Below are 23786 nucleotides of genomic sequence, written 5' to 3' on the forward strand. Positions count from 1 at the left end.
GTGTTAGTGCTCAAGCTTTGCCCTCAAGCCTTTCACATAGTTACGGCTCACTGACAATTTCTCCTTGCTGCCCTCGATTTCGAGCTGATAGGCACCATTGAACCAAGGTGACAAACGATTGACGTGTAACAGATTGACTAGATAACTTTTATGAATACGATAAAACGAAAAAGTAGTGAGTCGCATCTCCAACTCTTTTAACGTCATCTTTACTTCATGCTCTTTCGTTTTTGTTATGATTCGAGTCACACTATCCTCACGACAAATGTATAAAATACAACTAATGGGAACGTAGACAATTTCCCCATCCTGTTCAATTGCTAATTTTCCAAGTTGACGGATAGACTCTTGGACATTCTCTGGGTTTTCCTTCACGCGAATCCGATTCAATGTTTGTGAAATTTGTTCTTCTTCATATGGTTTTAACAAGTAATCTACTGCATTCACTCGGAACGCATCCGCTGCAAATTGAGGATAAGCGGTAGCGAATACGATCTGGGGTGGATTCTTTAATTCTTTCAAGACAGCTGCAACTTCAATGCCATTCATCTTCGGCATTTCCACGTCCAAAAATACGACGTCCGGCTGTAAACGGATTGCCTGCATAATGGCTGCATCACCCGAATCCGCTTCTCCAATAATTTTCACATTCGAGTGACGACCTAATAGATATATAAGTTCTTCACGCGCATAGCGTTCATCATCCACAACGAGTGCTTGAATGTTAGATGGCATGACGGATCACCTCTTCTTTCGGAATTGCAAAGCGCACGACTGTCCCTTCTCCACTTGATGTTGTGAATTGAAGTCCCGCTTGGTCACCAAACGTCATTAACAACCTCCGATGTACATTATACAGTCCCATCCCAGTACCTGACTCTGACTCAACCGGATGTTCCCCCAAAGTCTCTAGTCGTTCTGCTCTAATACCCTTTCCATTATCTGAAACTGTAATTTCTGTTTCTCCATCTCGTGCAGCAATCATCACTTTCACAACACTACCTCGCGCCATATCTGCGATTCCATGTTTAACAGCATTCTCGACAATTGGCTGAAGTGTAAGAGGTGGTATAAGCTGCGAAAGCACAGAAGGATCGACATCAAAGTCAATCGTAAGTTTGTCGACAAAGCGTGCTTCTTCGATTTGTAGATAGGCCCGCACGTGAGCCAATTCTTGTTCAAGCGTCACCCGTGCGGCAGTTGTTCCTTCAACGTTTTGTCGCAGGAATTTTGATAAGGAAGTCAACAATTGACGTGCCTGATCGGGATCCGTTCGTATAAGAGAAATAATGACGTTCAATGAATTGAAAAAGAAGTGTGGACTAATCTGTGCTTGTAATGCTTTGATCTCCGCATCTTTCGCAAGTTCGTGCGCCTGGTCCGCAGCTGCAATTTCCAGCTGGTCACTAAGTAACGAACTAAGTCCATCAATCAATTCAATTGTGACATCTGTAATGGCTTTTTCAGATGGATAATATAATTTGAGCGTGCCAACCACTTGGTCTCTCTGCGTCAATGGTGCAATGACCGCGGCGCCAAGTGGACAGTCCGTGTGAATACAATGGATTGCTTGGTCATTTGCCACAACACGGTTTCCATGCTGAAGCACTTCTTTCGTAATGTGAGTTTGAATTGGACTGTACGAACGGTGATGATCACTCGCTACTCCAACATGTGCTAGAATTTCTTTCCGATTCGTCATTGCTACAGCACTCGGTGAGAGCTCGTTGAAAAGAATCTGGCACACTTCGTAGCACGTTTCAGGTGTCATGCCTTTTCTTAAGTGAGCAAGTGTTTGGTTCGCAATTCGTAACGTCTTTTGCGCTTGAAGCGCAGTTGCTCTGTCCTGCTCACTCATCACGTTATAGACAATAAGAAGGAAAATAGCTGTTCCCACACCATTTGCGATAATCATCGGAAGACCGATTGCTTGAACGAGCGCCCACGCTTCAGTAAATGGTTTCGAGAGCACGAGAATCAGTCCCATTTGAATGGACTCAGCGATCGCACCGATTGCAAATGCTGTAAGCGGTTTGACCGTTTTTCCTTTTTTATAGAAATAGCTCGCTAGAATCCCTGACAATATAGTCGACAGTCCACATGAAAACGCAGTAAATCCACCTAACGTCATTCGATGAATTCCAGCGATAAGCCCCGCACCAACACCGAAGCGATAGCCCCCAAGCAATCCTGCAACAACAATCCCGATAACACGGGAATTGGCAATCGCTTCGTCCCCCGCTAGATTCATCGTCACGCTATTGAAATGGAACGTTTCCGTGTTAAAGGCAACTCCTAAATACGTTCCGATAATACCGAAGAACCCAAAAAACACAATGGCACTCACAGTTTGTCGACGATCGAGTGTGTCTTGGTGCACGAGCTGTTTGAAGAAACGAAACCTCGTCAAGATGAACGCAACCGCAACAATCGTCCCGACTCGCTCCAACATGATAATTAGTAAATCCACTTTGCTCACACCTCTCAATCCTCTACCCGTTCAAGTATACTGTATTTTCCGTCAACTCAAAATAGGAGGATGCGCAAAAGCACTCTCCTCACTTAATCTTTAGATAAAAACTTGGTTATAGTACTCTCAACAGTGCCTGTTTGCGTGTGTTGAACAGATGACCCTGCCCATAAAGACAGAAACTCTGCATTATTTTGCACAGCCGCTTCTTTTCTAATACGTTTCGTTAAATCATTTTGGTAGGGGTAGGGTGCAATCGGGGATTCGTTCATCTGGTCAATGAATCGATTGCGGATGCCACGAGCTGGTCTTCCAGAAAAAACATCTGTGATCACCGTACTGTCTGAAGTTGCATTCAAAACAGCTTGTTTATAGGCACTTGACGCTCCACTTTCCTCTGTTGCTAAAAGTACAGTTCCAATTTGAACAGCGGAAGCACCCTTTTTCAACAGTTCGCTCATCCGCTCATTTGTTGCAATGCCACCAGCCACGATGATTGGAATTTGAATGACATTTCGAACTTCTTCCAGTAAGGCATCCAGTGAAATTAGCGGACCTCCTGGGTGAAATGATCCTCTATGCCCACCTGCTTCTGCACCTTGAATGACGACCATGTCTAGTCCCGCTTGTTGCACTGCCATCGCTTCGTCTACAGTAGTCGCGGTCCCAATTAAAAGTACCCCTGTATCGTGAAGTCTTTCAACAGATTTTGCATCTGGGATTCCAAACGTGAACGAACAGGCGGCTGGCTTTTCCTCTATCACTACGTCGATCTGTCCGTGAAAATCTGGTTCAGAAAGTGGTGCTTTCCAAAACGGCATGCCAAGTTGTTCTCCGATTGGTTGTAGTGCTAAATATGCTAAACGCAATTGCTCTTGGTCAAACGGTGTATTGTCTGGCACAAATAGATTTACAGAAAAGGGCTCATTTGTTAGTGCTTTCACTTGTTGAATTACGCTGCGTGTATCAGAGGCAGATAAATAACCTGCTCCAATCGATCCTAATACACCTGCTTCTGTACACGCTGCAACGAATTCAGGTGTCGTGATTCCTGCCATTGGTGCTTGAATAATTGGATGTTGAATACTTAGAGTTTGTTCGAACCCCATGATTTCCCTCCTATTCACATTGGTGAGGTTTTTTTATTCCCCTAAAATGTCGCACACTCTACCGACTTGTCCATCCTCAAGACGGACTTTGATGCCGTGGGGATGATGGGCTGAATTTGTCAACAAATCTTTGACAATCCCCTCTGTCTTCACACCGCTCCGCTGATCTTTCTTCAAGATGACTGCTACTTTCAGTCCTGGATGAATATCACTTCTGTTTTTCCCGTCCATCTCTACAACTCCTTTTTTTATTAGTTTAGCACATAAGCGGTTCAGCATTGCCTGGCATGATTCATAGGAAACTTTCTAGTTGACGACTAATAGTTTATGCCCTAAACTAGTAATTAGTTTAGGGGGTGAACTTATTTTGAAAGAGACATTACTCGAAGCAATTGAACTATTCGAAGAAATAATGATTTATGGAACTGAACATTTTTTAAAATCGGTTCAATCTCCGATTCGGAAAGAATATTCTCCAGAGCAGATTCAAACGTTAAAGCTGTTGTCTGCTTATGGTTCGTTATCCAATGGGAAACTCGCGGAGCTTCAGGGTGTCCATAAAAGTGCAATTACTGCCCGGATAAAAAAGCTTGAGGAAAAGGGGTTGGTCCAGACAGCACGCGTGCCTCACGACCAACGGACCAAAATCGTCCGTCTGACAGAACTCGGTCAGGAAATACTCTTTGCCTCCAATACGGCGATTAACGAATCCATTTCACGATTGTTTGAAAACGAGATTTCTGAAGAGGAATTGATTCATTTCGTGAAAACATTTCGAAAACTAAAGGACATTTTGCAAATGAAGGAGCTTAACTGATGAAGACAATTTTGAAATTCAGATGGCCGATTTTCATCGTCCTGCTAGGTCTTGCAGTCGGACTGCTGTTCGTCGCACCAGACCTCGCGAAGCAAGCCGAAGAAGCTGGCTCGTTCCAGTTAGCGGACGATGCTGATTCACAAAAAGCGGCGGACATCTTAGAAAAAGCAGGCGCTTCAGAAGATACTCTTTCGCTCGTCTATGACTTTGACAACGCCGTCTCTGATGAAGACAAAAAAGCGGTTCAGAACACCGCTAAAGAAATTGAAAATGTAGGAAAACCCGTGACCGCTGTCATGGATCCATTTGAAAGCGAAGAGATTGAGAACCAACTCGTCTCTGAGGACAAAAAGACGGTACTCGTTCCGATTACGGTAGATGGTTCAGAAGAAGAAATCATCAATCTAAGCGAAAAAATCCGCACTGAAATGTTGCCTAAAGACACAACCGTCTATTTAACTGGCGAAGCGATCATTAACAATGACGTAAACGAAAGTGCGCAAGAAGGTTTGAAGAAGACGGAAGTCATTACCGTCGTCCTCATCTTTGCTTTGCTTCTTATCGTCTTCCGTTCAATCGTGACGCCAATCGTTCCATTGATTGCCGTCGGGATTACGTACTTACTCAGTCAATCTCTCGTTGCGTTCTTCGTTGACTGGTTCGGATTCCCGGTCTCCAACTATACTCAGATCTTCCTCGTCGCGATTCTATTCGGACTCGGTACCGACTACTGTATCCTTCTCTTGAGCCGATACAAAGAAGAATTGATCGAAGGGCATGAAATCCAGGAAGCAATTGTGAATACGTACAAAACTGCTGGCCGTACATTAATCATCAGTTCACTAGCCGTATTCATCGGATTTGCAGCAATCGGATTCGCAGACTTCCCAATCTTTAAATCAGCGGTTGCGGTCGCTGTAGGAATCGCGGTTCTAATTCTTGTTCTATTTACAGTCGTTCCCCTATTCATGATGTTGCTGAAAGATAAGTTATTTTGGCCATCTAAACAGGCGACTTCCCACAATGACAGTAAATTGTGGATCCGTTTCAGCAAACTGTCGGTTTCGCGTCCATTGCTTTCGATGGCTATCGTCGCTGTCATCACGGTACCACTATTGCTGACGTACGACAACGACCTTTCCTTTAATACTGTAGATGAAATCGATCAGTCGAAAGAGTCCGTGAAAGGGCTGAATCTGATCTCTGCAGGGTTCGGTAAAGGGGATTCTCTTCCAGTCCAGGTCATCTTAAAAGACGACAATTCGATTGTCGATGAAAAAGATGTCCCTTACTTAGAGACAATTAGCCGTAACCTAGAGAAAGTGGATGGCGTGAAATCCGTACGTACGATTACACGTCCAACGGGTGAACAGATCGACGATTTAAATATCGACAATCAGTTAGGCTTAATATCCGATGGCTTAAAAGAAGCGAATGACGGCATTAAAAGCGTCCAAGACGGACTCGGGCAAGTCGAGGGCGGACTGAACGATGCCGCAAGCCAGTTGCCGTCTGGTTCTGAAGCATCATCAGGTGGTGCTGGATTGCGACAAGCCGCTCAAGGTATCGGCCAGATCAATGACCAACTCGGCCAAATCGCAGGCGGACTGTCTCAAGGCATGCCAGCTGCTCAAGCTGCAGGCGGTTTGAATGCACTTAGTTCAGAACTCGGTAAAATATCGACAAGTTTGAGTGGCGCTGCAGGACAGATCGAAGGATCCGGTTCTCAAATTGGCCAGCTTAGCGGTGGACTCGGGCAACTTGCCAAGGGCGTCACTGATTCTAAAAACGGGCTCACTGAAATCAGCAAAGGGCTGACAGAAGTGACCGATATGCTGAAAGATATGAGTGAAACGCCAAGCATCCGTGATACAGGAATCTACATTCCCTCTGGTACACTTGGTGAAGAAGAGTTCCAACCAGTCATTGATCGCTATACATTCGGTGATGAAACCGGGATTCTCATGGAAGTTATTTTAAAAGATGATCCGTATTCCCGAGAATCGATTACTACCGTTCATAACATTAAGGACAGCGTGAAAACATCTATCATCGGAACACCATTTGAAAATACCGACGTCGCTTTTGCGGGTATTTCCAGCATGAACTCCGATCTTGATGATATTTCATCGAAAGACTTTACCCGGACGGTGGTCATTATGTTGGTTGGACTGTTCGTTGTATTGACGATTCTATTCCGATCAGCGATTATGCCACTGTATATGATCGGTTCGTTGCTACTCACTTACTACACAGCCATTTCCGTGACGGAACTGATTTTCGTGAATGGGCTTGGTTATGACGGCATCAGCTGGGCAGTTCCATTCTTTGGGTTCATCATGCTGATCGCACTCGGGGTCGACTATTCAATCTTCCTGCTCGACCGCTTCCGTGAAGAAAGCATCAAAGGAAGTACGATTGCCGACGCATTGAAGATTTCCATGGCCAAGATGGGCACGGTCATTATCACCGCTGCCGTCATCCTAGCCGGAACATTCGGCGCAATGATGCCTTCTGGCGTATTGAGCCTCGTGCAAATCGCAACAATCGTCATTACAGGTCTCTTGCTGTATGGTCTCATCATTTTGCCGCTTCTGATCCCAGCGATCACCGTATCGTTTGGCCGCGGCGTCTGGTGGCCGTTCCGCGGGTGACGGAACACTGATAAACGAATAAAACCGCCCGGAACAAGCATCTGCTGTTCCGGGCGGTTTTTTCATTGCGTTTATGGAGAAACCATCAAGCACCTAACTTCTACAATCTACGTACGGATTTAATCTGCAAGCCGGCTCTTTCTCACTTCCCGGATAGCAGCAATAACTAGCACAATCGCAGCAACCAGTGTAATCGGCAGCGCTTCGTACCATGTCCGGCCATTTTGCAGATGGAGGAGATCGCTTGAGAACAGATTCAGGAACGGGTTCAGCCAGCTGGGGATAGAGGTATCGAACAATTTCGTGATGCCGTAGCCTGCACCGAGTGTTCCAAGAACAGCGGCCAGCACGGGCAGCGTCTTCTTCGCATACAGGCTGTACAGCAGGATCAGCGAGATGACGAGAAGTGCTAGAACCGACGTGATGATGATTCCTTCAATCAGCTGGACGCCGAGATTGCCAAAAGCTGGGGAGCCGTCCTTTTCGATAAGGACCGGATAGCGGAACGACCCTTTGTCCCCGAACAAGGAACTCACCGCTGCGGCCGTGATCAGTGCAACGAATAGCGCCAGGACATACGCGACGCAGGCCGCCCCCAGTTTGCTGAGCAGCCACTGGGCCTTTCGGATCGGCTGGGTGAACAGCAGGTTGACGGATTGGCTTTCATACTCGGACGTCAGGGTGTCCCCGGCGAGCAGCAGGACAAGCAGCAGGCCACCGCCATACATCCAGAGCGATACGATCTGCTGCAGGAAATTCGGCACGGCGATGCTGTAGGCGCTGTGTTCCGGCCGGATTCCGCGTTTCAGGAATTCGTTGTTCTGCGCTATTGTGCGTTCGATCTCCTTGACGGAAAGCGGGCTTTCACCACCGAGTTCTTTGTAGGTCAGCGTCGTTTCCAAAATACCGTTCTGGACTTCGAGATTGTGCTTCCAGTCCTCATGGGAGAAATTCGCCGCGAGATCATACAGCGGATCCCGGATTTCCAGGTTGACAGTTTGCAGTTCTTTCTGCTTTTCATCGTCAGGATCTTTTTCCAACAGCAGGATATGGGCGCGGCCGTTCGCCTGACTCGTCCGGACCTGGGCATCGATCGCCTGGCGTTCCGCTTTTTCGACCTGCGTCTGGAACGTCAAGTTGCGGACAAACAGGAGAATGACGAACGCTGCGAGCACAGCGAGGACGGCAAGCGTCTTCTTGCTGAACAGCAATTTTTTCAGCTCGAACCGGAATAACGTCATCGCACATTCTCCTCTGCAAACAACTCCTGATAGCGTCGTTCTGCCCCGATTTTCCGGTTATCGATGCGCAGGATGGTCAGCCCGCCCGCCTTCAACTGATCGAGCAAATCTTGCAGCGGTGCCTCCGTTTCCAAGAACTCGATTTGCCCGTCTTCGTTTGCTGTATACGGCAGACCTGTCTGCGTAAGGACGGCTGCCGCCCGGTCCGACTCGTCGACCGTGATCACATACTCGTTCCTTGAAAAGTCGTGCAGCGATTCTTTCAGCAGTTCCCCGTCTTTCATGAAGTAGATCGTGTCCGTCAGCCGGTCGATTTCGTCCAGGTTATGACTGGAGAGGAAGATCGTCGTCCCCTCGCCGTGCAGTTCCAGCAGGATGTTGCGCATCGTGATCGCACTGGAAGGATCCAGGCCGTTGAGCGGTTCGTCCAGCAGCAGCAGTTTTGGCTCATTCAAGATAGCCATCGCGAGCAGCAGATGTTGCTTCATGCCGAGCGAATAATTACGCACCCGTTTCTTCATATACGCGGTCATCCCGACCCGGTCGGTCACTTGGCGGATCCGATCGGCCGGCAGCTGCTGGATGCTGCACACGAACTTCAGATGATCGTACCCTGTCAGGTCCCCGTACAGGATCCGGTTGTCCTGCAAGTAGGAGACGTCTTTGAACACGGAGATATCGGTGTTCTTCTTTCCGAGCAGCTCGATCTTCCCTTCCTGGAACGGCAACAGGTTCGTCATGCAGTTTAGGAGCGTCGTCTTCCCTGAGCCGTTCGGTCCGACAAGCGCGATGATCTGCGGCTCGCCGACAGTCATATTGATTCCACGCAGGACGTGCTGTTTTTTATAGTGTTTGTGAAGATTTTCGACTTGGATGATCATCGGGTTTCCTCCTTTTTGACCAGGGTTTTTCATCCCCTTTTTTGCTGCAGGCCGTTCCAAAGATACGCTGCAGCGAGCAGGACGACGGATGCACTGCCCAGTACCAGCAGGCCGAGCTGGAATGTGAACCTGAAATCTTGCCAGATCGCCGCTGTCTGCATCGTGACAATATAAGGCGATGCCAAGTAGGCGAACGGCAAATACGGTGCGAATCCGAGGCCCGCCACCTGGTTACTGAGCTGGATGCCGAGCAGGATGACGGCAGCTGTCAGGACTAATGCTGCGATGGCCCGTTTTGTGACATAGGAGAAGAAGAACAACAGAGCTGTAGCGAACAGCAGGCCGAAGAAGAAGAGTACCGCTGTTTTGGCGAGATACAGACCGATCGGCATGAAGTCATACACATAGTTTTCTCCATATATGAGGACGGGATAATCCCAGTCTCCGAGCTTGTCGAATCCGGTACCGAGGCCGAGGGAGAACAGGGCGGCACCTACCAGAACCGCTGCACTCGTAAGAAGCATTGTCACAAACTTCGTAAGCAGTATGAGCGGCCGCCGGATCGGCTGTGTCTGGAGCAGGTGGATCGGTCCGTTCGCGCCGATCCCTTCCTTGGTCACGATATCACTGAACAGCAGCAGGAAGAACAGCAGTCCCGCGAGTCCGAACAGCAGATCAGTGACCTGCTTCAGGAAATAAATGCCGGCCGATGAATTCAGCGTGCTGTGCTCAGTCACAAAGTCTTTCAGGAATTCGTCGTCGCTCGATCCGTCAATCGGAAAGTTGAGGTCGTAGAGCGTGCGCCAAGCGTAGATATCGACGGGCAGGATCGGGGTCACGCCGTGTTCCTGCATATACTGGAACAATGCCCGCCGTGTCTCCGTGGTGAACAGAGTCGGGAAGGATGACGTGTAATATTGCCGGCTGACGATGAGGGTGTCGAGATCCGGCTGTATCTTATCGATTTCCATCTGGAGGACCGTATTCCAGTCACCCGTTTCATAGGCTTTAAGTTGTGCCTCCAGTGTCTCGTTGTACTCCAGCCAGAACTGAGCCGCTTCCGAAGACTCTCCGTCCTCCCCGTCCGGCTGCTCCTCCATCTGCAGTTCGTGCTCCCGGATCTGATCCCGGATTTCCAGTGCCACATCGGACACTCGCACGGTATTCATGTAAGCGTATACAAAATAACAAGCGATACTGAAGAAGAAGAGGATGAGGAGGATTTTGAATAAACCGGACGTCCATAACTTCTTCCATTCGAATTGCAGCAATCTCACGGCACAGCCCCCTTTTGAACAGCCGGCATGTCCCGGCTGCTTTCGCAATCCAACATATGTATGATAGGTCAATACGCTTTCGTAAGGTAATCGTACAGCCTATGCAAGGACCGCTTTTGCTATGCCTCGCAGGACCCATCAGCACTTGATTCCATAGTACTCTATTATAAATTGAAAATAAACAATAATTTGTATATTTTACAAACAATCTCCTGTACAATGGGTGCAATAGACCGCATCAGCTTGTTAAACAAGGAGGAAGACTAGCATGGCGAACAGGACAATCCGCTTCATTCTACTAATGGCACTGCTGATACTCAGCGCCTGCAGCCCACAGCCACGAACCGATGTGAAGCCGGTTCAGGAAGCGGCAGAGCAAACGATTAGCAGCCCTCCAGAAAAGATGGAATTGGGAAGGCCGGGAGAATTTTACGCGTGGTCAGGTAATGAAGTGGAAGGTGACTCGGACGTAATTCTGGGGGACTATTGCTGGAGTGAGAATGGAACTTCCTGCACGGCAGAGTCGGACGATCCAAGAGAGTTAATGTTTGAAGAACGGTATGGCAAAACAAGACCTGGAGAACGAATCCAGTTTTCCATGGCCATCAATCCCACATGGACATGGCTCTCTGAAAATGACCTGAATACCATACAAGGTACCCGAATTGACGTCATTCAAATTTCTGATGGAATTGAAACACGTTATGAAAACGTCGGAGACCACCTGGATGCACCAATGGAACCCGGATTTTATTTCTATCTGGCGACCGTGACATGGGATCTGGAAGTGAAGGGCCAAGCGAACTATGCCTTTGCGTTTTCGGTATCACCGGACTACTAGGCCTTCACGGTAAAAAACGAGCACCGGATCAGGAACTTCCAGATCAGGTGCTCGATCATCTCAGTCATTTCGGTGAGACAGTTTGCGGAACCGCACAATTCCCGGAACAGGTAACAGTTCCCGAATAGATGACGAGATATCCACCATCGACGGCCTGCTTGGAGACAGGATACAGGGTGCCACTCCAACCCCCTGTGTTATACACTAAGTATGACTTTATGTTGTCCCCTGTCCTATAATTTTTTTGTATGCTCACCACTTTACTAGCCGCTGCGACAATCACTGGATCTGCAGGACTCACTTCCGCAAACGACTGGCTCGGTAAACTAAACGACAACGTCAATGCTAGGCCGGCTGCTGCAACCGTACTTACAATTTTCTTCTTCATGATTCATCCTCCATTCTTAGTAACCAGCGAATTGGAATATAACTGGTTAGAGGTATATTCTAGCAGTAATTCAAATACCCGCCTATTATTCAAAATAATTTAAATTAAACACTTACTTTGTGTTATAGTAAAAACCATATTTACAGGAAGGAGAGAAGTAATTGAGGCATAAACCGTTGACAGCCGTCTTTTTACTAATCTTCTTACTCCTTTTGCACGCCTGCAGCCCGCAGCCACGAATTGATATGAGGCCAGTTCAAGAAACGGCAGAGCAATCCATAAGCAGCTCCCCGGAAGAAAAAGAGTTAGGAAGGCCCGGGCAATTTGAGGCATTTAATAACCATCCATCGGGGGAACCATCTGCCATAGTGCTAGGAGATTATTGCTGGAGTGAAAATGGAAATCCTTGCAAATCAGAATCGGCCGACCCGAGAGATTTGATGTACGAGGAAAGTTATGGAAAATTATTTCCAGGCGCACGAATCGAGTTTTCCATGAGCATCAGCCCCTCATGGACTTGGCTTTCCGAAAATGATCTGAACACTATACAAGGCACCCGAATTGACGTCATTCAAATTTCCGATGGAGTCGAAACACGTTATGAAAACGTCGGCGACCACCTGGATGCGCCGGAGGAACCCGGCCTGTACTTCTACCTGGCGACGGTTACGTGGGATCTGGAAGTAAAAGGCCAGGCGAACTATGCCTTTGCATTTTTGGTGTCGCCGGAAAATTAGAGAAACACGAGAAACATCGAGCACATGAATGATATATCGTTTGTGAGGGGAGGGAAGGTAATGATAAACAAACCAGGAGTAGCAGCTTTTTTATTGATCACCTTACTCTGTTTACATGCCTGCAGCCCGCAGCCGCGTACCGATGTGAAGCCAATTCAGGAGACCGAACAGCAACTGACGGAAATCCCTGAAGAGAAGGAGGAGATGAGAAGACCAGCTGATTTGGGTGTATGGACCACTGATAATGCGGCGGCCCAAGTTTTAAGTAATTGGTGTTGGGGGGAGAACGGGGACAGCTGTTCGGTGGAACCCGAGGACCCGCGTGAGTTGCTGTCAGGTATGACTTCCGGTCGCATAAAACCTGGCGGCCTGATTCAATTCTCCATGGGGATTAATCCGGCGTGGACTTACCTTTCAGACAATAACGTAGACTCCTTGCTGGATGCCCGGATTGATGTCACGCAAATCTTCAAAGGAGTTGAAATTCGCTATGAAGATGTTGGGCTTAGTTTGACAGCACCGGAAGAACCGGGTTTGTATTTCTACTTGGCAACTGTAACGTGGGAAAAGGAAATGAAAGGTCAGGCGAATTATGCCTTCGCGTTTTCGGTATCGCCGGAAAATTAGGCATGCATGGGAAACATCGAGCACATGATCAGAAATTTTGCAGATACACGTGCTCGATCATTTCCGTCATTTGGGTCAGGTGTTTTGCGGGACAGCGCAATTCTCTGAACACGTGACAGTTCCCGAGTAGATGACGAGATAACCGCCATCGACCGCCTGCTTGGATACAGGACGCCTCTGGTGGTAATGAGGAAGCTAACGCGCAACTACCATCATCCTTGGTCATTACTGCTGGAGTGAAAACGGAGAGAGCTGCTCGGTAGAACCCGAAGATCCCAGGGATATACTGTTGGGTGCAATCACAGGCAGAGCAAAGCCGGGCGGACAAATCACTTTTTCCATGGCAATTAATCATGCTTGGACGTGGCTCTCTGAAAACGGCTTAGACAGCATACAAGGGACTCGGGCCGATACTTCTACCTTGCGACGGTGACGTGGGATAAGAAGGTGAATGGCAAGGCGAATTATGCCTTTGCTTTTTCGGTGCAGTGACTTTAGAAATCGGTGTTTTATAATGGTATTTCATCAATTTAGCATGAATTTCTTCTGCTACAGTCCATTAGTGACGTGCTGAAATTACAAACCAAAAACCGTTTCGAACAATATTTTGCCGTAACGGTTTTTCAGTAATATATTTGAAACTGGACACCATTTTTTCCTAATCTAGTTGTGCCACAATCGCACCCTATTGTTTAATAGTAATTTTAATTAAGTTGGTTCCATATTTCTAAAAATACGCTCTCATTCATCTGAAAATAAACATCTGTAAATCCATAATAGATGGATCCACCTTTAAGAAGAGTAAGTTTAACCATTGAACCGTCATTTAAGTTAAGGGTAAGTTCCCTGTATTCCTCATTGTTTTGAAAATTACTTATTGGGTCTGAATTTTGTTTACGAGGAAGAGGCTTTGTTTTTTTCAGTTCTTTTAAGAATGTATTCAATACTGCCATATCTGAAATAGACTTGTAATTATCAATGTCATTATACCAATCACCGAATGCTCTCCACTGTGCAGAGGATACATTACCAACTATATTTAATTTACCAAACACATCTTCACCACTACTTATTGTTATTCCGTTAAGATTCTCATAAAACGCTGCGTATTGATTGTCACTCTGTTCTTGATAAACCATTATCCTGAAATTTTTATCGTAACCTTTTACTGAATACACATCTGTTTTTCCAATTGTAGAAGATAACTCTTTATTATAGGCTATTCGTTTGCTCCATTCGTCAATTCCCCCTTTAGTAGTTCCGAGTTTATCACCTATAATAGCTTTTGCATCCACTGCATTTATCTCTGTATTTGTGTCGGTATAAATTTTACCGTTATATACGATTAAGCCTATCATGTCTGCATTTGAAGTGTCCTTAGGCAATTGAATAGCTGGGATTTTCACATCTCCACTTCCATTAACCACATGCGCCTGTTGATTGCCTTTTGTACTATAAGAGACAATAAAATTAATTAAAGCAAATGTTCCAACTGAAATTAGTAAAGTAGCAACAATTTTAACGCCTTTGACATTAAATACTTTTCTATCCTTTTTCATTCTACCCCTCCTAATATTATTAGACCGAGATAAGTTAAATTAGTTACATATTGGAATAAAATGACCCATTTTCGGCTTAGGGACTTATTAAATCTCTACACCGCAACAACCAACTTTACTATTGACTCAATTTCAACACACTTACCAACAATTAAAATATCATCCAGACAAAAATAACCTTTAAAAGTATTTGTTATAGAGATCATATCTCAGTTTTCCACTATGTTGAGTGTAAATTCTCGTTGTTTCACTTTTTTCGCGACCCCGAAGGCTTTGAATCACTTCATGCGATGCTCCGTTGTCGATCACATGAGTCGCATAGCTATGACGCAACTGATACGATTTTTCCACGGCGTCCACTTTGTCCATAGTCGTTCCACTGCCCGAGGTTAAAAAAGTACCTGAGTGAGAAACACTCAGGTACTTTTTTAATTTCTTCATTAATTTTAGGTCTCTTACTACAAATTACTTTTATAAATAGATATCCGAAAACTCATATTTTATTAACTCGTCTGTATCCATGTTGCTATTATGAACCTGATTACTATTTCCATTATCTATTTTCTTAATAGGAAGTTCTATAGTGAACGTACTCCCTTCATCTAAAATGCTCTCTACACTAATACTACCTCCATGTAGCTCGGCCAAAGATTTAGCAATGGATAATCCAAGTCCAGTACCTTCAGCTATGCGATTTAAATTTCGATTCAATTGTGTAAATTTCTCAAAGATCGTACCTATATTCTTTTCATCTATTCCTATGCCTTCATCTGTTACAGAGATACTTACAGTATGATTATCTTTTTTCACTAGCCCTATTAATATAGCTTCACCTGGAATCGAGAACTTAATTGCATTCGAAATCAGGTTAAGTAAAATCCTATCAAATTTATAAACATCCACTGCCATAATCAGTTCTTCAAGTTCCGGATCAAATATGATTTTGATGCCTTTCGACTTCGTGTATTCTGAAACGGATTCCACAATATCATCTATAATTCCCACAATATTGTAATTAGATAAGTTTAATTCATGCAGTCCAGATTCTATTTTAGAAATATCTAATATATTATTTATGAGTCTGGTCAGCCTATAACAATTTCCCATTGTCATTCTATTTACATTTAGAATATCTTCTCTATGGTCTTCTAAAGAATCATGCTCCAAATATAAATTCAATAGTTGAGCGCCACTAAATATTACAGTTAATGGAGTCTTTAGTTCGTGGGAGGTGTTGATGAATAGTTCTTCTTGAGATTTAAGGAGCTTTGCCATCTTTTTGTTAGCTAGTTCTTCATCCGATATATCGATTCCTAAAGCAATTATCTTTTCTACCTCATTATTTTGATTGATAATAGGCTGAAAAATTGTTTTCGTATGATAGGTTATCCCATCTTTTGTAAATTCCAATTTATGCAGATAGGAGGATTTATTTTCAATAGATTTATTAATATCTTGAAGTAATTCCTCTAAATCTTCTGCCCGATAGTATTTAAAAAAGTTTTTTCCAATTATATCTGACTCCGTTTTTATCTCTGGCCATTCTTCTTTAAAGGCTTGAAATGAAAACTGATTAAGATAATTTATGCTATAGTCTTTGTGCGAAAACGATGCATAGTACATAGAAATCTTTTCTACACTTTCTTGCAGCGCAGTATATTCTTCAAATTTATAACCCGGTTCACTATTTTTATAGATCAGAACGCCACCCTCGATATTCCCTTGATCATCGTATATAGGTGTCCCATCACATTCATAGTAAGTTGTCGGAAGTTCACTTGCTCCAATTACCATATGTTTAGTTAGTTTTTCTCCTCTTAACACTCTTTGTTCTGCAATGTCTTCAAATGATAATTTCTCTCCTTTTGTATCATTCATTGCAAAAGCATTATATACCTGTTTGCTGTTTACTGTATCTATATCTGGGATACATGGAGCTAAAACTTGCTTACTCACTTTATTTATATACGTATACTCTCCGTCTTTGTCTAAAATATTTACGCCATCTGACATATTGTCCAGAATGAATTTCATTTCTCTTTTTTGCTTTCTGAGAAGTTTGCTTTCTCGAGTATTTTCCGTAACGTCATAAAAAGAAGTTATTAAATACTGTTTTGTTGCATCTCCAGAAATCATTTTTACATTTATATCCCAATAAGTAGTTGCTCCTTCAGAGCCGAGTGATTCCACCTCAAATTCATGAAAGGAAGTCCCTCGTTTAAGTAACTCTAAAATATTTGTTGAGAATGATGGACATTTGCCTATTGGATCGTCAGAAGCTATATCCATTAAGTGCAATGTCGGGATGTAGTTTTCATCATGGCTAAGTAGCATGCAATCCGGATAGGTGAATACTGCTGTAGATCCATTTTCATTCGTTTCGCTGCCGCCAAAATTAGCTAACAAGAATTCTAGCGATAGATTCTTTTGTTCTTCAAAGTGATATTCTTTATGGTCTTCATTATCTAATATATCAAAGCTAACTTTAACTTCTAATGGCACGTTATCGCTATTAAAAATATGAAGACAATAGATATCTTTAATGTCCTGGAACGCTATTTGATGTTCGGATTTTAATAATTTGTCTAATTCTTTTAGAGATTTTCCTAGCAAGTCACATTCTTCGTAACCAGTTAAGTGTAAGAAGCTTTCGCTCACCCTATAAATCATATTATCTTTAGTATAAAGGAGTGGATTTTTCGTTAGTCTCTCTAAACCTTTTGCCATAATGGATCACCTGCATGTTCTATTTGTATTTTCGGGGACAATTATTAGTGGAACCTAGTTATATTCATCCTTCACATAGAAGACGAATCAAAACCAAGGCGGAGATAGGTCAAATTGATGGTGTAACTGGCTTTTCCACATTATTAATAGCAATATTTTCACTAAAAATAATTAATGTTCGTTTGCTGAATAAAATAATCCATCCTTACAACTATAACACTTCTTTGTGAATTATCGAACTATTTTCCAAAAAATAAACAGTAAAGGAAAACTTCTAATCCCCTTTCCTAGATGTAGGATTAGAAGTTCAGGTTCAACTATAAAGTAGACGTTTTACTAACCTTTATACAGAATCTCTCCCGCCACGACCGTCATAACGGTTTTCGTTTTCAGCATGTCCTCACTTTCTACCGTCAACAAGTCCCGATCCAGAATAGTAAAGTCTGCATTGAACCCTTTTGCGATTTTACCGCGACTGTCTGCTTTATCTATCGTTGCAGCACTGCCCGAGGTAAACAAGGCGACAGATTCATAGCGACTCAGCTTCTCTTCAGGAAGATAGCCTTCGTGGGTTTCTCCTGGCTTACGACGAGTTGCGGCTGCATAGATTCCGAGCAGCGGGTCTACCTCTTCGACAGGGGCATCCGAGCCTCCTCCGCAAATGAATCCACGATCAATAAGTTTTTTCCATGCGTACGCCCAGTCCATACGCTCTTCACCGAGGCGGTCTTTGGCCCAAGGAAAGTCAGATGGTACAAACACTGGCTGAATATCGAGAATGACTGGCAGCTTCTCCATACGATTGACCAATTCGTCACTTAGTACGTTGACATGGATGATGCGATCACGTTTTCCTGCTGCAGGTGGATTTACTTCTATTACATCAAGCAATTTTTCCAACGCTTTGTCACCGATTGTATGAACTGCGACTGCTTCTCCATAACTCCTTGCAAGCGCGACGTTTTCTCGGATTTCTTCGTCTGTCAACACTGCCATCCCTGAATTTCCTGGGTCATCGGAATACGGTTTGTTCAGAAGCGCGGTTCTTCCACCAAGCGCCCCATCGATGAAGAATTTCATCTCACCGCCATGAATCCAAGGTTCATCATACGTTGCTTCATCCTCCATCAATAATTGAAAAACCGTAGAACGGCGTAGCAAATGTGTCCTGAATTTCAGCTTATCCTCACCAATCACATTCCTAAATGCCTGAAGCGGGTTGCGGTAGTCTTCATAATAACCAAGGTCATCCGTCACAGCGCCTGTAATTCCGCGAGCCAGCAAGTCTTCAACGGACGCCTGTAACGCACGCGTGAGTGCCGCTTCGTCTGGCACAGGAATGATCGCTTCCACCAGATCCGCAGCACCTTCAAGTAGTAGCCCCGTCGCTTCTCCTGACTCATCCCTAACAATCGTACCGTTGCCCGGATCAGGTGTGTCTTTCGTAATACCTGCCAGTTCCAAAGCTTTCGAATTGGCAAGGGCTACGTGACGACATGTGCGTTTCAAAAACATAGGAGACGTACTGATGGCGTCCAACTCAGTACGAGTCACAATCCGACGGTCTAAGAAATTATTTTCGTTCCATCCGTCCGCTGTGAACCACTCACCTGCCGGATGATTTGCATTGGCTTCTTTCAGTCTGCTAAGCATATCTTCTGCAGAATTCACGTATGACAGATCCAATTGCAACAATCTACTACCGTGCCCGATCATATGCATATGGCTATCGATGAACCCTGGATACATCACTGCCCCATGTAAATCCACTTCGTTATCTGCTTGCGCTCGTAAAGAATTGAAAGGCCCTACTTCAAGAACTGTCCCATTTTCCGTCAATACAGCTTCTACTGTCTCGCCTTCTCTTTGCATCGTGTAAATCCTACCATTATGCCAGATTGTTTTCATATCCCCATCGCACTCCTTTTTCCTTAGTGTACTCGCACCGACAATTTGAGGCAATATTCTGCTACAATGAAAACACTAGAATCGAGGAGGAGATCCAAATGGAATTATCGGTATACTTAGCAGGTGAAATACACAGTTCTTGGCGCGATGAAATCAAAGAAAAAGCAGCTGCACTTCGGTTACCTGTAACGTTTTACGGACCTATGGAAGACCACGACCGTTCTGACAATATCGGAGAAGAAATCCTTGGTAAGCAGCACGATGCAGTTGCAAAAGATGCTGCAGCCTCGAGCTTCAATAACTTGCGGACCGAATTGCTACTGAAGAAATGCGACCTTGTCATCGCGTTATTCGGTGAAAAGTATAAACAATGGAATACGGCAATGGATGCAAGTACCGCTGTCGCACACACCAAGCCATTGATTTTAATCCGTCCCCATGAGCATCACCACGCGCTCAAGGAACTATCTAGAAAAGCACATGCGACGGTAGAAACACCAGATCAGGCACTGAAAGCGCTCAAATACATTTTCGAGTGATCCATCTTTACACAATCTTTACACTACCTTCATACTCCCTCAATACTTCTTCTCTATACTGATGTAGAAGTTACAAGAGAGGGGCAGCGAGCATGACTACATTGACGAATTACCGACCGGCCACTCGGTTGCGGGTCGTTGCACAAACCGAAGCGCCCGCAGCGATTTTTACAACGGAAGGTTTAAACGTATGGTATGGAGACACTCACGCACTAAAAAATATCGATTTGACGATTTATGAAAACGAAGTAACTGCAATCATCGGTCCCTCGGGGTGTGGAAAATCCACCTATTTAAAAACCTTGAACAGAATGGTCGAGACCGATCCTGCGGTAAGGATTGACGGTACTGCCAAATTTAAAGAAACAGATCTTTTGCATGCAACTGTGGAACGTCTCCGATCCGAAGTGGGTATGGTGTTCCAAAAACCAAACCCATTCCCGAAATCGATTTACGACAATGTCGCCTATGGACCAAAGCTTCATGGAATTCGTAAAAAGGCCATGTTGGACGATATCGTAGAGAGCAGTCTGAAGAAAGCCGCTCTTTGGGATGAAGTAAAAGACCGTCTATCTTCCAGTGCATTTGGACTTTCTGGTGGACAACAGCAACGACTCTGCATTGCTCGTTCACTCGCGATTGAACCTTCTGTTTTGCTTATGGATGAACCAACTTCCGCATTAGACCCAGTGTCGACCAACAAAGTGGAAGAATTGATTGGTGAGTTGAAAAAGGACGTCTCCATTGTTATCGTGACGCACAATATGCAGCAAGCTGCACGAATTTCCGATCGGACCGCCTTTTTTTTGCACGGAGAAGTAGTGGAATACGGTCAAACTGAAGCAATTTTCGAGCGACCATCCAGTCATTTGACCGATGATTATGTGAACGGACGTTTTGGATGAACTACAAACGGGCTATTCCCTTCTGAATGTAGGGGAATAGCCCGTTTTTTATTTTTCTATGACATTAGAAAAAACTACTACGCGTAATTTACTAGCGTGATAGAATAGGAGTATCAAATTAAAAGATAATGAGGTGTACCGTGCCTAGAAAGAGCATTCGTACCTATTATATGAGAATTATTGCAGCGCTCTCGATCGGATTACTTCTATTACTCGGAGCCGCTTATTTCTATAGCACTTCCACGTTTGAACAACGTAGTGAAAAGCTAGTTGCACAAACTGAGAAAGCAAAAGTAATTAGTGAACTCTCCGACAGCATCACTAATCTCTTCTTTCGAACTCGTGGATTCTACGCGTTCAAACTCGAGCACGAACTGAAATTGGCTCATAAGGAACTCCGTAAAATTGATGAGTTAAACAACAGATTGAACGCGATTGAGTTAACAGAGAAAGAGCAACAATTCACCAATGAAATCAAAGGATTCGTTTCTAATTTTGAAAATGTTATTCTTCCACAAGCCGTACAATTAGTAGACAACGATGACTACGAAGGCTTGCGTGAATTGTCTGGTGCCGGGACAAATCTTTCAGTCAATCAGTTCATCAAGTATGCAGACCAATACGAACAGCAGGCTAAAGATAATCGAGATGAATTTTATCAAAAATCCGAACAGCAGTTGAATCAGCTCTATCTAGCTATTCTACTCGTAGGAATTGTTGTGCTCCTGTTCTTGGTGTTCTTCAGTTGGCGCGTCGTCAGTAAACTCATCTCTCCGATTGAATCCATGACATCCGCGACTGAACGCTATATGTCCGATCAAGACGTGAATTATGAACCCGAAATCCGGGAAGATGAGATCGGATCACTTTCCCGTTCATTTGCAGGAATGATGGAAACGATACAAGTGAAAGAACAAGAATTACTGGCTCAAAACGAAGAACTTTTGTCCCAACAAGAGGAGTTACTCTCTCAGCAGGATGAATTATTCAACCAGAAGAAACAACTCGAAAGTGCTCTCACAGAAGCGCGCAATTCAAAAATACGGTTAGAACGCTATAACGGACTAAGCCATCAACTCTCGTTTTCAGATGATGCGAAAGGGATTGCAACTTCAACCCTTACCTACTTAGATACACTGTTTTTAATTGACCAAGGAATGATCTATCTGCCTTCGACTAATCAGCATGTATTACAAGGATTCTCAGAAGAGTCATTTGCAAACTATCCTGATGAGCTAACACAAGCAGCTCTTGAACGTTTAAAGAAGGAACCCTCCTTCCAAGTTGAGCGTGTATTGGAAGATGGCTCAATCGCTTATGATTTTTACGCTGCACCGCACGTTTCCGGTCGAACTTTTAAAGCACTGTTCGTCCTTAGTAGTTCATCACGCGAATTTTCAGCAGAAGATCAGGCGGATCTATTCGCACTTGCGAGTCGTGTCTCATTTGCAATTGACCGAATCGATCAACACGAACTTATCAGTAAAGAGCGTCAATTGAACCGTACGATACTCGATAATCTAGAAGAAGGTATTCAGTTCATCTCAATGGATGGCTCCCCTGTTCAAGTGAACCAGGCGCTATCGATTTTAATCGACCAGCCTTCTGAAACGCTTTCTCAGCAAGACTGGAAAGAACAAATGGCTGAACTATCCACTAATCCAGAGGCGCTCACAAGCTTTATCAATGCTTCTCTAGAAGACGAAACTTCTGGACTCACAGAGACGGTCTATACAGTCGAAGGCTCTGAAGCGAAAGTGATTTCGCTCTATGGATCTCCTGTACACTATGAAGGACAACGGATTGGAACGCTGTTTGTCCATCGGGATATTACGCAAGCATTCGAAGTAGATAAAATGAAGACAGAACTCGTGTCAACGGTTAGCCATGAACTACGTACCCCTCTATCGAGTATTCTTGGATTCACTGAATTACTCATCGGCAAAGAGATGGATAATACAAGGCGCTCCCGTTATCTTGATGCAATTTATAAAGAAGCAAAACGTCTGACCTCTCTGATCAATGACTTTTTGGATGTACAACGCATGGAATCCGGAAACCAGGAATACACGATGCAAGAAGTAGACATTGTGGACATTGCACAGCAAACCATTCAGAACTTCCCAGCGCAGGACCATCATTCAATTGCATTACAGGTGAATGATGAACAAACTATTTGCATGGGGGATCCGGATCGTCTTGTTCAAGTTTTCACAAATTTGCTTAGCAATGCGATTAAGTTCTCTCCAGATGGTGGAGATGTTCGTGTGACACTTGCTCAACAAGGTAATCATTTAAAAGTCACCATCCAAGACCAAGGTATTGGCATACCTGCGGATGAATTAAAGCATATGTTTGAAAAGTTTTATCGATTTGATAATACGTATAGAAGAAAAATCGGCGGCACCGGACTTGGCCTTGCGATTTGCCGTAAGATTATCGAAAAACATGGTGGAGAAATAACAGTGGAGTCTGAGGAAAACGTGGGCACAGCAGTCAGCTTTACGATTCCTTTAAAACCGTCCCCGACGCTCTTGCCTGAGCGCTCTGACTTGCCCGCCATCGTAGTTGTCGAAGATGATCCAAGCATTGCTCTGTTGCTAGAAGAAGAATTGAAAGCGCATGAATACGAGGTATTCCATTTTCATGACGTACTGAGTTCGTTCGATTATGCGAAGAAGCATCAGCCAGACTGCATGGTCATCGACTTGATGCTTCAAGAGGAGCTAACCGGTTGGGATTTAATCGGCATGTTGAAGGATGACGTCGAGACGCGTCAAATCCCGATTATTATTTCTTCAGCGCTGGAACGTGAAGAAGAGTTGACCCGCAAGTTTGGAATCAGTCATTATATGACGAAGCCTTATCCGCTTCGAACACTTTCTGAGACTGTTGCTGAAACGCTTAAAGTGGATGACGGGCGAATTTTATATCCTACGAATGATGAGTAACATGAGCCACTTGGTGAGCAGGAAGTTTCCTGCATTGCCCGGTGGCTTTTTTGATTGGGGTTGGTTGTGGGAACGCGTGGGTTGGCCGCTGAAACGAGCGGGTTCTCCACGGAAACGGGCGGGTTTGCCCCCGGAACGAGCGGGTCGACCGCCAA

20 protein-coding genes are annotated in these 23786 nt (G+C 44.6%); 8 read left to right on the top strand and 12 right to left on the bottom strand.

Going from position 1 to position 23786, the window contains the following annotated elements:
* Positions 1–3: 3 nt before the first annotated feature.
* The 4 genes from N693_RS0105435 to N693_RS0105450 all read right to left on the bottom strand — a co-directional run bounded on the left by N693_RS0105435 (position 4) and on the right by N693_RS0105450 (position 3810).
* Positions 4–735 carry a LytTR family DNA-binding domain-containing protein gene (locus tag N693_RS0105435; protein ID WP_025783791.1) on the bottom strand — a complete coding sequence of 244 codons (732 nt, stop codon included), beginning with the start codon at positions 733–735 and terminating at the stop codon, positions 4–6.
* On the bottom strand, positions 725–2452 hold the full coding sequence (locus N693_RS0105440; protein WP_037592820.1) for a sensor histidine kinase: 1728 nt from the start codon (positions 2450–2452) through the stop codon (positions 725–727). Before N693_RS0105440 ends, N693_RS0105435 begins: the two co-directional genes overlap by 11 nt.
* A gap of 110 nt (positions 2453–2562) precedes the next feature.
* Entirely contained in the window at positions 2563–3579 is a 1017-nt protein-coding gene (locus N693_RS0105445) for a nitronate monooxygenase family protein (RefSeq protein WP_025783793.1), read from the bottom strand.
* Between the two features lie 33 nt (positions 3580–3612).
* A complete protein-coding gene (locus N693_RS0105450) occupies positions 3613–3810 on the bottom strand; it encodes a YwbE family protein (RefSeq protein ID WP_025783794.1) in 198 nt (65 codons plus the stop codon).
* A gap of 136 nt (positions 3811–3946) precedes the next feature.
* On the opposite strand from N693_RS0105450, the gene N693_RS0105455 reads away from it, so the two are divergent.
* On the top strand, positions 3947–4396 hold the full coding sequence (locus N693_RS0105455) for a MarR family winged helix-turn-helix transcriptional regulator (RefSeq protein WP_025783795.1): 450 nt from the start codon (positions 3947–3949) through the stop codon (positions 4394–4396).
* Complete coding sequence (locus tag N693_RS0105460) at positions 4396–7050, top strand: MMPL family transporter (protein WP_025783796.1); 2655 nt, start codon at positions 4396–4398, stop codon at positions 7048–7050. Before N693_RS0105455 ends, N693_RS0105460 begins: the two co-directional genes overlap by 1 nt.
* A gap of 119 nt (positions 7051–7169) precedes the next feature.
* Here the strand turns inward: N693_RS0105460 and N693_RS0105465 are convergent, their stop codons facing one another.
* From N693_RS0105465 to N693_RS0105475, 3 genes are read right to left on the bottom strand one after another with little or no spacing between them, the layout of a single operon-like run.
* A complete protein-coding gene (locus tag N693_RS0105465) occupies positions 7170–8291 on the bottom strand; it encodes an ABC transporter permease subunit (protein ID WP_025783797.1) in 1122 nt (373 codons plus the stop codon).
* Positions 8288–9172, bottom strand: a complete 885-nt coding sequence (locus N693_RS0105470) for an ABC transporter ATP-binding protein (RefSeq protein ID WP_025783798.1) — start codon at positions 9170–9172, stop codon at positions 8288–8290. Before N693_RS0105470 ends, N693_RS0105465 begins: the two co-directional genes overlap by 4 nt.
* Before the next feature lie 29 nt (positions 9173–9201).
* Positions 9202–10449, bottom strand: a complete 1248-nt coding sequence (locus N693_RS0105475; protein ID WP_025783799.1) for an ABC transporter permease — start codon at positions 10447–10449, stop codon at positions 9202–9204.
* A 268-nt stretch (positions 10450–10717) separates the two neighbouring features.
* Between N693_RS0105475 and N693_RS0105480 the strand changes: the two genes are divergently transcribed.
* Complete coding sequence (locus tag N693_RS0105480; protein WP_025783800.1) at positions 10718–11290, top strand: hypothetical protein; 573 nt, start codon at positions 10718–10720, stop codon at positions 11288–11290.
* A gap of 64 nt (positions 11291–11354) precedes the next feature.
* Here N693_RS0105480 and N693_RS0105485 read toward each other — a convergent pair whose 3' ends face one another.
* On the bottom strand, positions 11355–11678 hold the full coding sequence (locus N693_RS0105485; RefSeq protein WP_025783801.1) for a hypothetical protein: 324 nt from the start codon (positions 11676–11678) through the stop codon (positions 11355–11357).
* Between the two features lie 161 nt (positions 11679–11839).
* Between N693_RS0105485 and N693_RS0105490 the strand changes: the two genes are divergently transcribed.
* Complete coding sequence (locus N693_RS0105490) at positions 11840–12415, top strand: hypothetical protein (protein WP_025783802.1); 576 nt, start codon at positions 11840–11842, stop codon at positions 12413–12415.
* A 60-nt stretch (positions 12416–12475) separates the two neighbouring features.
* Positions 12476–13042: a hypothetical protein gene (locus N693_RS0105495; protein ID WP_025783803.1), complete on the top strand. Its 567-nt coding sequence runs from the start codon at positions 12476–12478 to the stop codon at positions 13040–13042.
* 704 nt (positions 13043–13746) lie between these two features.
* Here the strand turns inward: N693_RS0105495 and N693_RS0105500 are convergent.
* The 4 genes from N693_RS0105500 to N693_RS0105515 all read right to left on the bottom strand — a co-directional run bounded on the left by N693_RS0105500 (position 13747) and on the right by N693_RS0105515 (position 19236).
* Positions 13747–14601, bottom strand: coding sequence for a hypothetical protein (locus tag N693_RS0105500; RefSeq protein WP_025783804.1), 855 nt, complete (start codon positions 14599–14601; stop codon positions 13747–13749).
* 180 nt (positions 14602–14781) lie between these two features.
* Positions 14782–15042, bottom strand: coding sequence for a tyrosine-type recombinase/integrase (locus N693_RS18935; RefSeq protein WP_025783805.1), 261 nt, complete (start codon positions 15040–15042; stop codon positions 14782–14784).
* A gap of 30 nt (positions 15043–15072) precedes the next feature.
* Positions 15073–17328: a PAS domain-containing sensor histidine kinase gene (locus N693_RS18940; RefSeq protein WP_025783806.1), complete on the bottom strand. Its 2256-nt coding sequence runs from the start codon at positions 17326–17328 to the stop codon at positions 15073–15075.
* Positions 17329–17664: 336 nt separating this feature from the next.
* Complete coding sequence (locus N693_RS0105515; RefSeq protein WP_025783807.1) at positions 17665–19236, bottom strand: amidohydrolase; 1572 nt, start codon at positions 19234–19236, stop codon at positions 17665–17667.
* Positions 19237–19334: 98 nt separating this feature from the next.
* Here N693_RS0105515 and N693_RS0105520 point away from each other — a divergent pair, with 98 nt between their 5' ends.
* From N693_RS0105520 to N693_RS0105530, 3 genes are all read left to right on the top strand, one after another.
* Positions 19335–19775 (top strand): YtoQ family protein, encoded by a 441-nt coding sequence (locus N693_RS0105520; RefSeq protein ID WP_025783808.1) that lies wholly within the window; start codon positions 19335–19337, stop codon positions 19773–19775.
* 92 nt (positions 19776–19867) lie between these two features.
* The gene (gene pstB, locus N693_RS0105525) at positions 19868–20680 is read left to right on the top strand and encodes a phosphate ABC transporter ATP-binding protein PstB (protein WP_025783809.1); all 813 of its coding nucleotides are present in this window, start codon (positions 19868–19870) and stop codon (positions 20678–20680) included.
* 140 nt (positions 20681–20820) lie between these two features.
* Positions 20821–23631 (top strand): ATP-binding protein, encoded by a 2811-nt coding sequence (locus tag N693_RS0105530; protein ID WP_025783810.1) that lies wholly within the window; start codon positions 20821–20823, stop codon positions 23629–23631.
* Positions 23632–23786: the final 155 nt, after the last annotated feature.

Origin of the sequence: Sporosarcina sp. D27, assembly GCF_000586555.1 — a bacterium.
Lineage (GTDB): Bacteria > Bacillota > Bacilli > Bacillales_A > Planococcaceae > Sporosarcina.

What these genes read in the sequence shown, in the direction of transcription:
- N693_RS0105435 (WP_025783791.1), bottom strand. Translation starts at nt 735, where the DNA reads ATGCCATCTAACATTCAAGCACTCGTTGTGGATGATGAACGCTATGCG.
- N693_RS0105440 (WP_037592820.1), bottom strand. Translation starts at nt 2,452, where the DNA reads ATGTTGGAGCGAGTCGGGACGATTGTTGCGGTTGCGTTCATCTTGACG.
- N693_RS0105445 (WP_025783793.1), bottom strand. Translation starts at nt 3,579, where the DNA reads ATGGGGTTCGAACAAACTCTAAGTATTCAACATCCAATTATTCAAGCA.
- N693_RS0105450 (WP_025783794.1), bottom strand. Translation starts at nt 3,810, where the DNA reads ATGGACGGGAAAAACAGAAGTGATATTCATCCAGGACTGAAAGTAGCA.
- N693_RS0105460 (WP_025783796.1), top strand. Translation starts at nt 4,396, where the DNA reads ATGAAGACAATTTTGAAATTCAGATGGCCGATTTTCATCGTCCTGCTA.
- N693_RS0105465 (WP_025783797.1), bottom strand. Translation starts at nt 8,291, where the DNA reads ATGACGTTATTCCGGTTCGAGCTGAAAAAATTGCTGTTCAGCAAGAAG.
- N693_RS0105470 (WP_025783798.1), bottom strand. Translation starts at nt 9,172, where the DNA reads ATGATCATCCAAGTCGAAAATCTTCACAAACACTATAAAAAACAGCAC.
- N693_RS0105480 (WP_025783800.1), top strand. Translation starts at nt 10,718, where the DNA reads ATGGCGAACAGGACAATCCGCTTCATTCTACTAATGGCACTGCTGATA.
- N693_RS0105485 (WP_025783801.1), bottom strand. Translation starts at nt 11,678, where the DNA reads ATGAAGAAGAAAATTGTAAGTACGGTTGCAGCAGCCGGCCTAGCATTG.
- N693_RS0105495 (WP_025783803.1), top strand. Translation starts at nt 12,476, where the DNA reads ATGATAAACAAACCAGGAGTAGCAGCTTTTTTATTGATCACCTTACTC.
- N693_RS0105500 (WP_025783804.1), bottom strand. Translation starts at nt 14,601, where the DNA reads ATGAAAAAGGATAGAAAAGTATTTAATGTCAAAGGCGTTAAAATTGTT.
- N693_RS18935 (WP_025783805.1), bottom strand. Translation starts at nt 15,042, where the DNA reads ATGAAGAAATTAAAAAAGTACCTGAGTGTTTCTCACTCAGGTACTTTT.
- N693_RS18940 (WP_025783806.1), bottom strand. Translation starts at nt 17,328, where the DNA reads ATGGCAAAAGGTTTAGAGAGACTAACGAAAAATCCACTCCTTTATACT.
- N693_RS0105515 (WP_025783807.1), bottom strand. Translation starts at nt 19,236, where the DNA reads ATGAAAACAATCTGGCATAATGGTAGGATTTACACGATGCAAAGAGAA.
- N693_RS0105520 (WP_025783808.1), top strand. Translation starts at nt 19,335, where the DNA reads ATGGAATTATCGGTATACTTAGCAGGTGAAATACACAGTTCTTGGCGC.
- pstB (WP_025783809.1), top strand. Translation starts at nt 19,868, where the DNA reads ATGACTACATTGACGAATTACCGACCGGCCACTCGGTTGCGGGTCGTT.